Here is a 12,012-nt window from a genome sequence, read left to right as displayed (position 1 = left end):
GGCCCTAGCGGGGCCTGTGACGGACGCTGGTCCAAGCTCAGGGACTCCGGCGCTGTAACCCGATGGCATCGGCGAGTATTTGCCCCGTCCCTGCTACTGAACTTGAACTCGTGATGTCGGTCGACTCGTGGTGGCGGCCTCAGGGTTCGAGACGCCTGCTGTTACCGGCTCGGGTTCAGGACGAAGGCTGTAGCCAGCGCCGCGCCGCGGCGAGATTCACCTCGACGTCATCGCTCCAAGAGCAGACCTCCAGCCATGAGAGGTAGCCACCTTGCGCGAAGACCAGGACCTCGCCAGGGCACTCGCCGGTTTCGGTGAACAGCTGCATGTCGGCAGCCACGATGGTGCCGGGACCCGTTGGCGCGGGCTCCACCGCTTCGGCATCAAGGCCGAAGTAGGCAGTGCCGCACCCGCACTTACAGCGGGATTTCATCCTGAGGTGGGGCACCTGCCGTCGGAGTGCGACGTGAATAGGCTCGTCCGGGTTCAGGACGAGGTCAAGCACGTCGGCTATGTCCTCGGACAAGCTGTCGGTCATGTCACCACCGTAGCTGACCAGCAGCTTTGGGGTTCAGGACAATTTCTTGTCCGTCGACCCGACGCTCACAGGGCCGGCTCGGTGCCGGCGAGGCAGCCGTCGATGACCTCCGGCCGGTACTGCAGCATCTTCAGTTTGCGCTTCACGGCGCGGGTGATCTGGCCGAGGTCGACCGCAGCAAGGTTGCCGATGTCACGCTTGACCAGCGACCAGACGCCCTCGGTCGGGTTGAGGTCCGGGGCATAGGTGGGCAGCTGGAAGACGGTGAGCCACTCGGCGTTCGCGTCGATGAACTCGCGCATGCCGACCGTCAGGTGCAGGCGGACGTTGTCCCAGACCAATACGATCGGTCCACCGAGCTGGATGCGAGCGCGGAGGATCAGGTCGCGGAAGTCGCGCCAGCCGAAGCCTTTTGGTTCGTCCTTGCGGCCCCGGTACTCGCGGATCGCGTAGATCAGCCGGGACCGCTGGCCCGGCTTGTAGCAGGCCATACCCGCCATCGACACGCGCCCTGAGCCACGGCCCCTCACCCTCACAACCGGGGTCTGCCCGATCCGGCCCCAGGTTCTGGCGCGTGGCGGAGTCATCGACTGCCCGGCCTCGTCCTCGAAGACGATCCAGGCCCCGCGCTCCGCCGCGGTGCTTTTACCCGCGGCCAGGTCTCCTTCTTCCACACCTCGACCGCGTCGTCGTCGCGCTCGATCGCGCGCCTGGCGGGCTGCTGCCAGCTCCAGCCGTGGCGCTTCAGCAGCCGCCAGGCGCCCTCGACCGTGTAGGAGACGTGGAAGAGTCGGCCGATCAACGTCTTGATCCGTGCAAGGGTCCACCGCTGGTCCGCCCAGCCGTGAGCCAGCGGGCCATGCTCCAACTCTCGCTCCAGCCTGGCGATCTGGGCTTCACTGAGTCGAGGTCTTCCCAGCGACCCCTTCGACAGGACTCCCGTCTCGCCACTCTCGCGCCAGGCGCGGCGCCACCGCTCGACCGACCGCAAGCTGATCCGCAGGGCAGCGGCAATCTCTGCGTTCTTCCGCCCGCCCGCAAAACGCTCCACGGCCTGGAGCCGCAACCGCTCCCGCGTCGTCCTCTCGGCGTCGGTCAGCCCGCCGCCCTGCGCATACCTCACACCCAACGGCTACCTGTGCCGACGGCCAGCTGTCAGGCGAACGGCACCGACATCACTCAATCAAGTTCAGTAGCGCTAACGGATTTATTCCGCCTCAGTGGGACCACGACAGGATTGCTCCTCTCTGGTCATCGGCGGGAATCCGCCCACGGCAGACAAGAAAGAACTCCAAAGGACTGGAAACATCCGCCGGAACCATGGCAACGTACAACGATCCCGAAAATACCAGGCCAGAGCGGGCAGCTCATCGCTGTGGCCGGGGTTGCGGCTGGTTCCCCCTGCCACACCGGTGATCTCTGGCGTGTCCCTACCTAAGGGCTGTCCCGTAATTCCTGGCGGGCGCACGACGACAGCTACGGCACCTCGCGGCGTTGTCGGAACGCCCGAATACATCCAGTATTCGGGCGCCCCTCCGCCTTGCGATGCACCGCATCTGACGCCGTGCGCTGATCCACCAGGAATTACGGGACAGCCCTTAGGAGGCTTGTTTTCCGATTTCGCCATTCGGCCTGCCTGCTTCGCTTCGCCTGTCCTCTTTGCGCTCGGCGAACTGAATGCTTGGTCGGGTCAGGGCCAGGCGGCACAGCTTCCCTTGCCAGTTCCGGTGTGGGACGCGCTCCGGTCGTTCAAGTCTCTCCAGGCCAAGGAAAAGCTGGCCTTCGGACCGGGCTACCTTGACTCCGGCTACGTCCTGGTGGACGAGATGGGGGAGGCCCGGAACATCAAGCAACTCCGCCGACGGGCATACCGGATCATGTCGCTCCTGGGGCTACGTCAGGTGCGTCTGTACGACGCCCGGGCGTCTTGCTTCACATACCGCGCCAACATGGGCGTGCCGGATCACCTGTTGGCTCGGTGGGCGGGGCACACGGACGTCCTGACCACCAAGAGGTGGTACGTCAAGCCGGGCGTGGAGGATCTTCGTGGAGCTGCCGCGGTGTGGGGTGGGCTGCACGGGTCCGGGGACGACATACCGCGCGGTCGTGAGCGATTGTGCGATATGAGAGCGTGAGGCGGATGAGTGAGACGACGCAGCAGACCCTCCAATACCGCTTTGACGGGCCAGAAGACGCCCCGGTCCTCGTGCTGGGCCCCTCCCTTGGTACCACATGGCACATGTGGGACCGGCAGACGCCCGAGCTGGCCCGCACCCGGCGCGTCCTGCGCTTCGACCTGCCCGGCCACGGCGGGGCGCCCGCTCACGCGGTGCCCTCGGTCGAGGGGATCGCCGAGCGGCTGCTCGCCACGCTCGACGAGCTGGGCGTGCAGCGCTTCGGGTACGCGGGCTGTTCCATCGGCGGCGCGATCGGCATGGAACTGGCGCTGCGCCACCCGCAACGGGTGGCCTCGCTCGCGCTGGTGGCCGCGTCCCCCCGGTTCGGTACCGCCGACGAGTTCCGCCAGCGCGGGGTGATCGTACGTACCAACGGCCTGGACCCGATAGCGCGCAGCGCACCCGAGCGCTGGTTCACCCACGGCTTCGCGACGGCGCAGCCGGCCATCGTCGAGTGGGCCGTACAGATGGTCCGCACCACCGACCCCGGCTGCTACATCGCTGCCTGCGAGGCCCTCGCCGCCTTTGACATCCGCTCGGAACTCGGCCGCATCGGCGTTCCGACGCTCGTCGTGGTCGGCGCCGAGGACCGGGTGACCGGCCCCGCGGACGCCCGCACCCTGGTGGCCGGGATACCGGACGCCAGGCTCGCGCTGGTCCCGGCAGCCTCGCACCTGGCGCCGGTCGAGCAGCCCGCGGCGGTCACCGATCTGCTGGTGCGCCATTTCTCCACGGCGTGGCAGGACACCACCACGTCGACGGCGATCCCGGTACAGCCGCCCGCGCCGGCGCTCTCCGCCCCGGTGGCCCCGATCGCCGAGATCGCACCCGCCGTGCTCCAGCCGGCCGCCGTGCCCGCGGGCCGCCCCGATCCGTACGACGCGGGCGCGAAGGTCCGCCGGGAGGTTCTCGGTGACGCCCATGTGGACCGGGCGGAGGCCGCCGACGACGGGTTCAGCGGTGACTTCCAGGAGCTGATCACCCGCTACACCTGGGGCGAGATCTGGACCCGTGACGGGCTCGACCGCCGCACCCGCAGCGTGGTGACGCTGACCGCGCTGGTCGCCGGCGGTCACCACGACGAGCTGGCCGCCCACGTCCGCGCGGCCCTGCGGAACGGCCTCACGCCGGTGGAGATCAAGGAAGTACTGCTCCAGACCGCGGTCTACTGCGGCGTCCCCGCGGCGAACTCCGCCTTCAGGGTCGCCCGGTCCGTGATCCAACAGGAGACGACCCCCGAGTCGTAGCAGGATGGAAGACATGAGCATCAAGCTGACGAAGAAGACCCACGCCTGTATCCGCCTGGAGAAGGACGGGCAGACACTCGTCATCGACCCCGGAAGCTTCAGCGAGGAGGACGCGGCGCTCGGCGCCGACGCCGTTCTCATCACGCACGAGCACCCCGACCACTTCGACATGAACCGGCTGCGCGTGGCCATGGAGGCCAATCCGGCCGCCGCGATCTGGACCCTGCGCAGCGTCGCCGAGCAGCTGTCGGCGGGCTTCCCCGGCCGGGTCCACACCGTCGGCCACGGCGACACCTTCACGGCCGCGGGATTCGATGTCCAGGTGCACGGTGAACTGCACGCGGTGATCCACCCGGATCTGCCACGGATCACCAACGTCGGCTTCCTGGTGGAGAGTTCGGTCTTCCACCCGGGAGACGCGTTCACCGTTCCCGAGCAGCCCGTGGAGACGCTGATGCTCCCGGTGCACGCCCCGTGGAACAAGATCTCCGAGGTGATCGACTACGTACGCGAGGTCGCGCCGCAGCGCGCCATCGACATCCACGACGTACTGCTCAAGGATCTGGCCCGCGGGATGTACGACATGCACATCGCCAATCTCGGCGGCGCCGACCACTCCCGGCTGGCCCCGGGCGACACGACGGAACTGTGACTGTCGGTCCCACCCGCTAGGTTTGCTCACATGCGCATCGCCACCTGGAACGTCAATTCGATCACTGCCCGGCTCCCGAGGGTGCTGGCCTGGCTGGAGAACACCGGTACGGACGTGCTGTGCGTCCAGGAGACCAAGTGCTCAGCCGAGCAGTTCCCCGCCGACGAGCTGCGCGAGCTGGGCTACGAGTCCGCGGTCCACGCCACCGGCCGGTGGAACGGGGTGGCGCTGATCTCCCGGGTGGGGCTGGCCGACGTGACCACCGGGCTGCCCGGCGGTCCGGGGTACGAGGACACGCAGGAGCCGAGAGCGATCTCGGCGACCTGCGGCCCGGTCCGCGTCTGGTCGGTGTACGTGCCCAACGGCCGCGAGGTCGACCACGCGCACTACGCCTACAAGCTGGACTGGCTCGCCGCGTTGAAGGCGGCGGTCGCCGACGACGCGGCGGGGGAGCGGCCGTTCGCCGTCCTCGGCGACTTCAACGTGGCACCGGCCGACGAGGACGTCTGGGACCCGGCGGTCTTCGAGGGAGCCACCCATGTCACCCCGGCCGAGCGGGCCGCGCTCGGCGCGCTGCGCGAGGAAGGCCTGGCGGACGTGGTGCCGCGCCCCCTCAAGTACGACCACCCGTACACCTTCTGGGACTACCGGGCGCTCGCCTTCCCGAAGAACAGGGGCATGCGGATCGACCTGGTGTACGGCAACGTGCCCTTCGCCGGGGCCGTCAAGGACAGCTACGTCGACCGCGAGGAGCGCAAGGGCAAGGGGGCGTCCGACCACGCCCCGGTCGTGGTCGATCTCGACCTCTGACGACCTGGCGCGCGCGGGCGGGCACCGGGCCGTAAGGCGCGCGGGATCCCGCGCGCCTGTGGTGCGACCGTCCGGCTGAATGCGAGGGTGAACGGTGTGAATATCCCCTTCTTGGACCACTGGCGCAGGCGGCACGGCTCGGACTACGCGGAAACGCTCGCGACGGCCGTGCGCAACGACCCGGAGGGTGTGGGGGAGCTGCTGTCCGAGTGCGAGCTGTTGAGGGCCCGCGCAAGCCAGGCGGGGCTTCAACTCGACGACTCCGCAGCGTCGTTGGGTGCACTCGACCAGCTTCCGCCGCGCTGGCGCGACGATCCGGAAGAGCTGCCCTGGCTCGGCAACGACGCCGGACTGTATCTCGGCACCGTCATCATCAGGACCGTTCCCGGGGCCGTCTGGGACGTCTGGCCCAGCGGCCAGCCCGTGGTCCGGCTGGCGTCGGGGCGCGAGATCAATGTGGTGGAGGCCGGACTCGACTGGGCGGTCGGCGGCGCTCCGGAACTTTCGCAGGTCTACGCGGAGGCCTCCGAGGCCTGACGCCCGATTTTCCGGATTTCGCTGTTTTTCAATACAAATACGGTTTATGGCCACTTAGAGCGTGTCGGGCGTGAAGTCCCTTATCGGGGTGGAAAGTTTGCGCTGACCTCGACACAGCTGAGAGTGGGCAGGACAGCGTATGGCCGTTGACCCGTTGATCGAGCTGAGTGGCGTCAACAAGTTCTACGGCGAGCTGCACGTACTCCAGGACATCAGCCTCACCGTCGGCCGCGGTGAAGTGGTCGTGGTCATCGGCCCCTCCGGCTCCGGCAAGTCGACGCTCTGCCGGACGATCAACCGGCTGGAGACGATCGAGTCCGGCAGTATCACCATCGACGGACAGCCGCTCCCCGAGGAGGGGAAGGGGCTCGCGCTGCTGCGCGCCGAAGTCGGCATGGTCTTCCAGTCGTTCAACCTGTTCGCGCACAAGACGGTGCTGGCCAATGTCTCGCTCGCCCAGCTCAAGGTCCGCAAGCGCAAGAAGGCGGAAGCCGACAGGCGCTCCCGTGAACTGCTGGCGAGGGTCGGGCTCGCCGCGCACGCGGACAAACTGCCCGCGCAGCTCTCGGGCGGGCAGCAGCAGCGCGTCGCCATCGCCCGCGCCCTGGCCATGGACCCCAAGGCCCTGCTCTTCGACGAGCCCACGTCGGCGCTCGACCCGGAGATGATCAACGAGGTGCTGGAGGTCATGCAACAGCTCGCGAGGGACGGCATGACGATGGTCGTGGTCACCCACGAGATGGGCTTCGCCCGCTCCGCGGCCAACCGGGTCGTCTTCATGGCGGACGGCCGCATCGTCGAGGACCGCACTCCGGAGGCGTTCTTCACGGCCCCCGAGAGCGACCGCGCGAAGGACTTCCTGTCCAAGATCCTCAAGCACTGACGGGGGGCCGCATGTCGCGTACGAGAACAGCCCTGACCGTGAGTCTGCTGCTGGCCGTCGTCGCCGCGGGCTGCGGCAAGAACGGCAGCCCGCCGGTGAAGGGCCCCCGGCCGGGCCAACTGCCGCACTACGCCGTCGACTCCGCCTTCCGGCTGCCGCAGTCCAGGACCTGGCGCAACGCGCACCACCGCGGCTACCTCGTCGTCGGCGCGAAGGAGGACCAGCCCTATCTGGGCGAGAAGGACCCCGCGACCGGGGTCTACTCCGGTTTCGACATCGAGATCGCCAAGATGATGGCCGCCTCGATCGGATTCGAACCAAAGACGATCCATTTCCGCACCATCGCGTCCGCCAACCGTGAGACCGCCCTGCAGAACGGTCAGATCGACTACTACGTCGGCACCTACACCATCAACGCGATGCGCAAGAAGCTCGTCGGCTTCGCGGGGCCCTACTACCTGGCAGGGCAGGGCCTGCTGGTGCGCGCGGACGAGCACGGCATCAACGGCCCGCAGGACCTGGCGGGCAAGACCGTCTGCTCGGCGGCGGGTTCCACCCCGTACCAGCGCATCGCGGCCGACTACCCGAAGGCGAAGCTCGTCTCGTACGACACCTACTCGATCTGTGTCGACAATCTGCTGACCTACCAGGTCGACGCCGTCACCACCGACGACGCCATCCTGCTGGGCTTCGCGGCCAAGGCGCCCGACGAACTGAAGGTGGTGGGCAAGCCCTTCTCCAAGGAGCCGTACGGCATCGGTGTCCCGCGCGGCGACAACGCCCTGCGGTTCGCGCTCGACGACGCGCTGGCGGCCCGCGAGAAGAACGGTGACTGGAAGAAGGCGTTCGAGGCCACGCTCGGGCTGTCGGGCGCACCCGCGCCGACACCGCCGCCCATCGACCGCTACCCGGCGACCTGAGGGAGGACCGGCCACCATGAACGTGCTCACCAGCAACTTCTCGCTCTACGGCAAAGGCTTCCTCGGCACCCTCGAACTCACCGTCTACGCCTCGGCGCTGGCCCTGGTCCTCGGCTTCCTGATGGCCTCCTGCCGGGTGGCGCCCGTCGGGTCCCTACGGGCGCTCGGCACGGTCTGGGTGACCGTGCTCCGCAACACCCCGCTCACCCTGCTCTTCTTCGCGGTGCTGCTCGGACTGCCACGGTTCGGCCTGGTCCTGCCGTTCCAGCTCTTCGCCGTCCTCGCGCTCGGCTGCTACACCTCCGCCTTCATCTGCGAGGTGCTGCGCTCGGGCATCAACACCGTTCCCACCGGGCAGGGCGAGGCGGCCCGCAGCCTCGGCATGACGTTCGGCCAGACGCTGACCACCGTGGTCCTGCCGCAGGCCTTCCGCTCGGTGATCCCGCCGGTCGGCTCGACGCTCATCGCGCTCGCCAAGAACTCCGCCATCGCCGGGGCGTTCAGTGTCACCGAACTGCTCGGGACCTACAAGACGCTCAACGAACTGGGCTACAGCATCGTCTGGTCCTTCGTCTGGATCGCCGTCGGCTACCTGATCATCACCCTCTCGATCAGCGCGCTCTTCCACCTGCTGGAGAGGCACTGGGGGGTAGCCCGATGACCAGGGCCACGCACTCCGCCACCGCGCACTCCGCCACCGCGCAGCCCGCCACGGCGCTCTACGACATCCCGGGACCGCTCACCCGCAAGCGCCACTTCGTCTACGGGGTCGTGTCGACCGCGCTGATCCTCGCCCTCATCGGCTGGGTCGTTTACCTGCTCCTCGACACCGGCCAGTTCGCCGCCCAGAAGTGGACGCCCTTCGAGTACAAGGGCATCCAGGAACTTCTGCTGCGCGGCCTCGGCAACACCCTCAAGGCGTTCGGCTACGCCGCGGTGCTCTCGCTGGCCCTGGGGGTGGTGCTGGCCGTCGGACGGCTCTCCGTGCACCGGCCGGTGCGCTGGACCGCCACCCTGCTTGTCGAGTTCTTCCGCGCCATGCCGGTCCTGGTGATGATCTTCTTCATCTTCGTGGCGCTGAAGGTGCAGCCGCTGCCGGCCCTGGTGTCCGGGCTGGCGCTCTACAACGGCTCGGTGCTCGCCGAGGTTTTCCGTACGGGCGTGAACAATGTGGAGCGCGGGCAACGGGAGGCCGCGTACGCCCTCGGGATGCGCAAGACGCAGGTCATGACGCACGTCCTGGTGCCCCAGGCCGTACGCGCGATGCTGCCGACCATCATCAGCCAGCTGGTTGTCGCGCTCAAGGACACCTCGCTCGGCTATCTGATCACCTATGAGGAGTTCCTCCATGCAGGCAAGCTCATCGCGTCGAATCTCGACTACGATTTGCCGTTCATCCCCGTGGTGATGGTGATCTCTCCGATCTACATCGGGATGTGCATGCTGCTCTCCTGGTTCGCCACCTGGCTGTCCAGAAGGCAGAAGCGCAATCCCAAGACCGAGGCCGTGGAAACGGGCCCGGCCGAACCAGGGACGCTGCTGCCGGGTGGGCAGTAGCTCGTAGGGCCATGCCCGCCCGGCAGCAGCCGGTGATCACTTCTCGCGCAGCGGGACCGACAGATACGACGGGTCGGACTCGGGTGAGGAGAAGGTCAGCTGCGCGCCGGTCGGGTTGTGCTCGATGTACAGCGGGTCGACAGTGTCGGTCACCAGGGCCAAGTGGTGGCCCGCCGGCACGTCGTACGCCGTGGAGAACAGTTCCAGGTTCACGGGGAACGGCCTGCCCGGCGTCTCCCCGTGGAAGGTGTACGGCGCATTGCTGACCAGCTTGCCGAGGCCGAGCGGACCCACGTCGTAGAGGTACGCGACGAGGGTGCCGCTCTCCTTGGTGCTGGTGAGCGTGGTGTGCAGGGTGGCCGTCCCGCGGATGCGCCGTTCGGTGGCGTACCGGCCGGACTCCCAGACCCCGGCGAACGCGCGCGGGAGCAGCGGGACCGACACCATGGGCGGGATCCTGGCGATCTGGTCGAGGGTGTTCGAGAGCATCGCGATACCGCCGTCCGCGCCCGAGTCGACTCCGGTGAGGACCTTCTTCGTGCCGTCGAGCGACAGCCGCTCCTTGCTGTTCGGTACGGCCGCCCAGCTCGGGTAGCCCTCGTAGCCGTCGTCGGAACGGGACTTGAGCTGGACCGGCTGCTCGTGCTCGATGCCGTTGTCGTCGCCCTTGAGGTAGTGGTCGAACCAGCGGTGGGCGCTGGTCCAGGTGTCGTTGGGCAGGCCGAGCAGACCGGTGCCCTCGGCGGTCGCGTGGTCGCCGGGGCGCAGTTCGAGACGCTTGGGACCGGTCAGCTCGTCGAAGAACTTCGCGTAGCTGTTGGGCGGGAAGAGCGTGTCGCCCCAGGCGTTGCCCAGCATGACGGCTGCGCCGTTCTTGTTGATGTCGTCGAGGTAGGTGGCGGGCGAGCGCTTCCTGCCCCAGTCGATCATGTCCTGTTCCCTGGCCAGGTTCGAACCGAGGAAGTCGGTGAGGGTCTGCCGGAGTTCGGCGCCGGGGCGGCCGGTGACCTCGCCGAGACCGCCGAGCAGTGCGGCGGCCTGCAGGTGCTGGGTACGGCCGCTGTAGATGGAGTCGATGAGGTCGGCCCAGCCGCTCATCGCCACCACTGCCTTGATGCGCTTGTCGTGCCCTGCGGCGAGCAGGCTGATGCCCGCGCCGTAGGAGACCCCGCCCATGCCGATCTCGGCCGGGTCGGCCGCGGTGTTCGCCAGTGCCCAGTCGATGACGGAGGAGACGTCCGCGATGTCGGGCGGACCGCCCACTTCGATGGACCCACCGGAGGCCCAGAAGCCGCGCGAGGTGTAACTGACCACCACGTAACCGGAGTCGGCCAGCTTCTCGGCCTGGGCCGCGTACTCGATCTGCGGCATCGCCCAGCTGGTGGGCAGCACGATCAGCGGATACCTCGCCGCGCTGTGTGCGGTGGCGCCCGCCGGGGCGAAGACATTGCCCTTGAGCGTGATGCCGCCGGAGCCGGGGATGTCGTGGAACGTCAGGCTCGGAGCAGCCGCGGCGGACGGTGCCGCGGGGGCCGCTCCGGCCGCGGGCGCCAGGCCGAATGCCGCTCCCGCGAACAGTGCCGCTGCGGTGACCACGGTGGCCGTTGCCCTGCGGGGGTGTCCCATGAATCGCTCCTCGCTCGCGCCGGTGCAGAGTGGGGAGACGGTATCCGCAAGGGCTTACCTCTGGTAACCGATCGGTAAGTTACGTGCCAGTAACGATTGTTGGACATGCTGTCAATGGCTCCCCCTGTTCCCTCCCCCTGTTCCCTCTCCCTGTTTCCTCTGTCGGCGGCCTTGTCGACGAACGTGCCGACACCGCGGCGGTACGGGAACACGTACCCGGCAGCGTCCCCGTCACCGGTCCGCGCGATGAGAGTTACGGGGCGCCGGAACCGGAGTCTGCGCCTCGCGCGTGACGTCCGCGATCAGCTCGACCACATCCGGGCCGTACGCCTGCGAGTTGACGACCTTCAGCAGCAGACAGAACGACTTGTCGCCGTACTTGCGCGCCAGCTTCTCGTGGTTGCGGGACAGATAGCGCGACGCCGCCTGATTGGTGATGGACTGCTGTCCGCAGAAGAGGAAGACCGGCCGGGCTCCGGGGCGCGTGGTGAGGCGCGCCAGGACGACGTGCGCGAGCTTGCCGCTCTCCAGCCGGTAGCGCTCGCTGCCGATCTGGAAAGCGGTGCGGTCGGGGCCGGGCTCCACATCGGTGTTGACGGCGACCCCCGGGAGCAGCGACTGGAGATGGGCGGCCATCCGGCGGTTGGACGCGGGCCCGCCGACGCAGAACTCGGTCCGCTCGCCGATGCCCTGCTGGGCCGTGTCGGCCGCGATGATCCGGGCGTGCGCGCCGCAGTCCTTGATCAGGGCGGAGAGTTCGAGGAGCGCGAACACGTCGTTGCGGGCCACCGCCCCGTCGCCGCCCGCCTCGCGGTTGACGACCAGCACGCACTCGGAATTCCCGGGCAGCCCGAAGAACGTCTGCTTCCTGCGCAGCCCGCGCCGCCACAGATACGTACGGGCCAGCCAGCCGAGCACCGCGCTGACGCCGGCGGCTATCACGCCGAGCAGGATGTTGCGTAGGTCGTCGTTCACTGCGTCCACCTCGGTGACTCGGTCCTCGCCGGACAACTCTGTGCGGGCGGCATGCTATCGACGTGTTCATGACGGTGCGGCGCCGGTCGG

The 12,012-nt window shown here is 68.2% G+C and carries 14 protein-coding genes; 9 read left to right on the top strand and 5 right to left on the bottom strand.

Annotated features, from left to right (window positions below; translation table 11 throughout):
- Positions 1-175: 175 nt before the first annotated feature.
- From NBY69_RS35970 to NBY69_RS35960, 3 genes are all read right to left on the bottom strand, one after another.
- Complete coding sequence (locus NBY69_RS35970; RefSeq protein WP_250306481.1) at positions 176-538, bottom strand: hypothetical protein; 363 nt, start codon at positions 536-538, stop codon at positions 176-178.
- A gap of 65 nt (positions 539-603) precedes the next feature.
- Positions 604-1,125, bottom strand: a complete 522-nt coding sequence (locus NBY69_RS35965) for a transposase (protein ID WP_250306488.1) — start codon at positions 1,123-1,125, stop codon at positions 604-606.
- Positions 1,122-1,661, bottom strand: a complete 540-nt coding sequence (locus tag NBY69_RS35960; RefSeq protein ID WP_250306480.1) for a winged helix-turn-helix domain-containing protein — start codon at positions 1,659-1,661, stop codon at positions 1,122-1,124. Before NBY69_RS35960 ends, NBY69_RS35965 begins: the two co-directional genes overlap by 4 nt.
- Positions 1,662-2,145: 484 nt before the next feature.
- Here NBY69_RS35960 and NBY69_RS35955 point away from each other — a divergent pair, with 484 nt between their 5' ends.
- The 9 genes from NBY69_RS35955 to NBY69_RS35915 all read left to right on the top strand — a co-directional run bounded on the left by NBY69_RS35955 (position 2,146) and on the right by NBY69_RS35915 (position 9,321).
- Entirely contained in the window at positions 2,146-2,673 is a 528-nt protein-coding gene (locus NBY69_RS35955; protein ID WP_250306479.1) for a hypothetical protein, read from the top strand.
- 5 nt (positions 2,674-2,678) lie between these two features.
- Positions 2,679-3,962, top strand: coding sequence for a 4-carboxymuconolactone decarboxylase (pcaC, locus tag NBY69_RS35950; protein ID WP_250306478.1), 1,284 nt, complete (start codon positions 2,679-2,681; stop codon positions 3,960-3,962).
- A 19-nt stretch (positions 3,963-3,981) separates the two neighbouring features.
- The gene (locus NBY69_RS35945; protein ID WP_250306487.1) at positions 3,982-4,614 is read left to right on the top strand and encodes an MBL fold metallo-hydrolase; all 633 of its coding nucleotides are present in this window, start codon (positions 3,982-3,984) and stop codon (positions 4,612-4,614) included.
- Between the two features lie 30 nt (positions 4,615-4,644).
- Positions 4,645-5,424 carry an exodeoxyribonuclease III gene (locus tag NBY69_RS35940; RefSeq protein WP_250306477.1) on the top strand — a complete coding sequence of 260 codons (780 nt, stop codon included), beginning with the start codon at positions 4,645-4,647 and terminating at the stop codon, positions 5,422-5,424.
- A 96-nt stretch (positions 5,425-5,520) separates the two neighbouring features.
- A complete protein-coding gene (locus tag NBY69_RS35935; protein WP_250306476.1) occupies positions 5,521-5,961 on the top strand; it encodes a DUF6278 family protein in 441 nt (146 codons plus the stop codon).
- A 139-nt stretch (positions 5,962-6,100) separates the two neighbouring features.
- Entirely contained in the window at positions 6,101-6,844 is a 744-nt protein-coding gene (locus NBY69_RS35930) for an amino acid ABC transporter ATP-binding protein (protein ID WP_250306475.1), read from the top strand.
- A gap of 11 nt (positions 6,845-6,855) precedes the next feature.
- On the top strand, positions 6,856-7,764 hold the full coding sequence (locus NBY69_RS35925) for a glutamate ABC transporter substrate-binding protein (protein ID WP_250306474.1): 909 nt from the start codon (positions 6,856-6,858) through the stop codon (positions 7,762-7,764).
- A gap of 16 nt (positions 7,765-7,780) precedes the next feature.
- The gene (locus tag NBY69_RS35920; RefSeq protein ID WP_250306473.1) at positions 7,781-8,425 is read left to right on the top strand and encodes an amino acid ABC transporter permease; all 645 of its coding nucleotides are present in this window, start codon (positions 7,781-7,783) and stop codon (positions 8,423-8,425) included.
- Positions 8,422-9,321, top strand: coding sequence for an amino acid ABC transporter permease (locus NBY69_RS35915; RefSeq protein WP_250306472.1), 900 nt, complete (start codon positions 8,422-8,424; stop codon positions 9,319-9,321). Before NBY69_RS35920 ends, NBY69_RS35915 begins: the two co-directional genes overlap by 4 nt.
- A 36-nt stretch (positions 9,322-9,357) precedes the next feature.
- Here NBY69_RS35915 and NBY69_RS35910 read toward each other — a convergent pair whose 3' ends face one another.
- Positions 9,358-10,947: a CocE/NonD family hydrolase gene (locus NBY69_RS35910; RefSeq protein ID WP_250306471.1), complete on the bottom strand. Its 1,590-nt coding sequence runs from the start codon at positions 10,945-10,947 to the stop codon at positions 9,358-9,360.
- Between the two features lie 231 nt (positions 10,948-11,178).
- On the bottom strand, positions 11,179-11,922 hold the full coding sequence (locus NBY69_RS35905; protein ID WP_250306470.1) for a hypothetical protein: 744 nt from the start codon (positions 11,920-11,922) through the stop codon (positions 11,179-11,181).
- Positions 11,923-12,012 lie beyond the last annotated feature (90 nt).

The organism is Streptomyces sp. A 4/2 (assembly GCF_940670765.1).
Lineage (GTDB): Bacteria > Actinomycetota > Actinomycetes > Streptomycetales > Streptomycetaceae > Streptomyces.
This window is presented reverse-complemented; position numbering and strand designations above follow the sequence as displayed.

What these genes read in the sequence shown, in the direction of transcription:
- pcaC (WP_250306478.1), top strand. Translation starts at nt 2,679, where the DNA reads ATGAGTGAGACGACGCAGCAGACCCTCCAATACCGCTTTGACGGGCCA.
- NBY69_RS35965 (WP_250306488.1), bottom strand. Translation starts at nt 1,125, where the DNA reads ATGACTCCGCCACGCGCCAGAACCTGGGGCCGGATCGGGCAGACCCCG.
- NBY69_RS35930 (WP_250306475.1), top strand. Translation starts at nt 6,101, where the DNA reads ATGGCCGTTGACCCGTTGATCGAGCTGAGTGGCGTCAACAAGTTCTAC.
- NBY69_RS35910 (WP_250306471.1), bottom strand. Translation starts at nt 10,947, where the DNA reads ATGGGACACCCCCGCAGGGCAACGGCCACCGTGGTCACCGCAGCGGCA.
- NBY69_RS35940 (WP_250306477.1), top strand. Translation starts at nt 4,645, where the DNA reads ATGCGCATCGCCACCTGGAACGTCAATTCGATCACTGCCCGGCTCCCG.
- NBY69_RS35915 (WP_250306472.1), top strand. Translation starts at nt 8,422, where the DNA reads ATGACCAGGGCCACGCACTCCGCCACCGCGCACTCCGCCACCGCGCAG.
- NBY69_RS35920 (WP_250306473.1), top strand. Translation starts at nt 7,781, where the DNA reads ATGAACGTGCTCACCAGCAACTTCTCGCTCTACGGCAAAGGCTTCCTC.
- NBY69_RS35925 (WP_250306474.1), top strand. Translation starts at nt 6,856, where the DNA reads ATGTCGCGTACGAGAACAGCCCTGACCGTGAGTCTGCTGCTGGCCGTC.
- NBY69_RS35970 (WP_250306481.1), bottom strand. Translation starts at nt 538, where the DNA reads ATGACCGACAGCTTGTCCGAGGACATAGCCGACGTGCTTGACCTCGTC.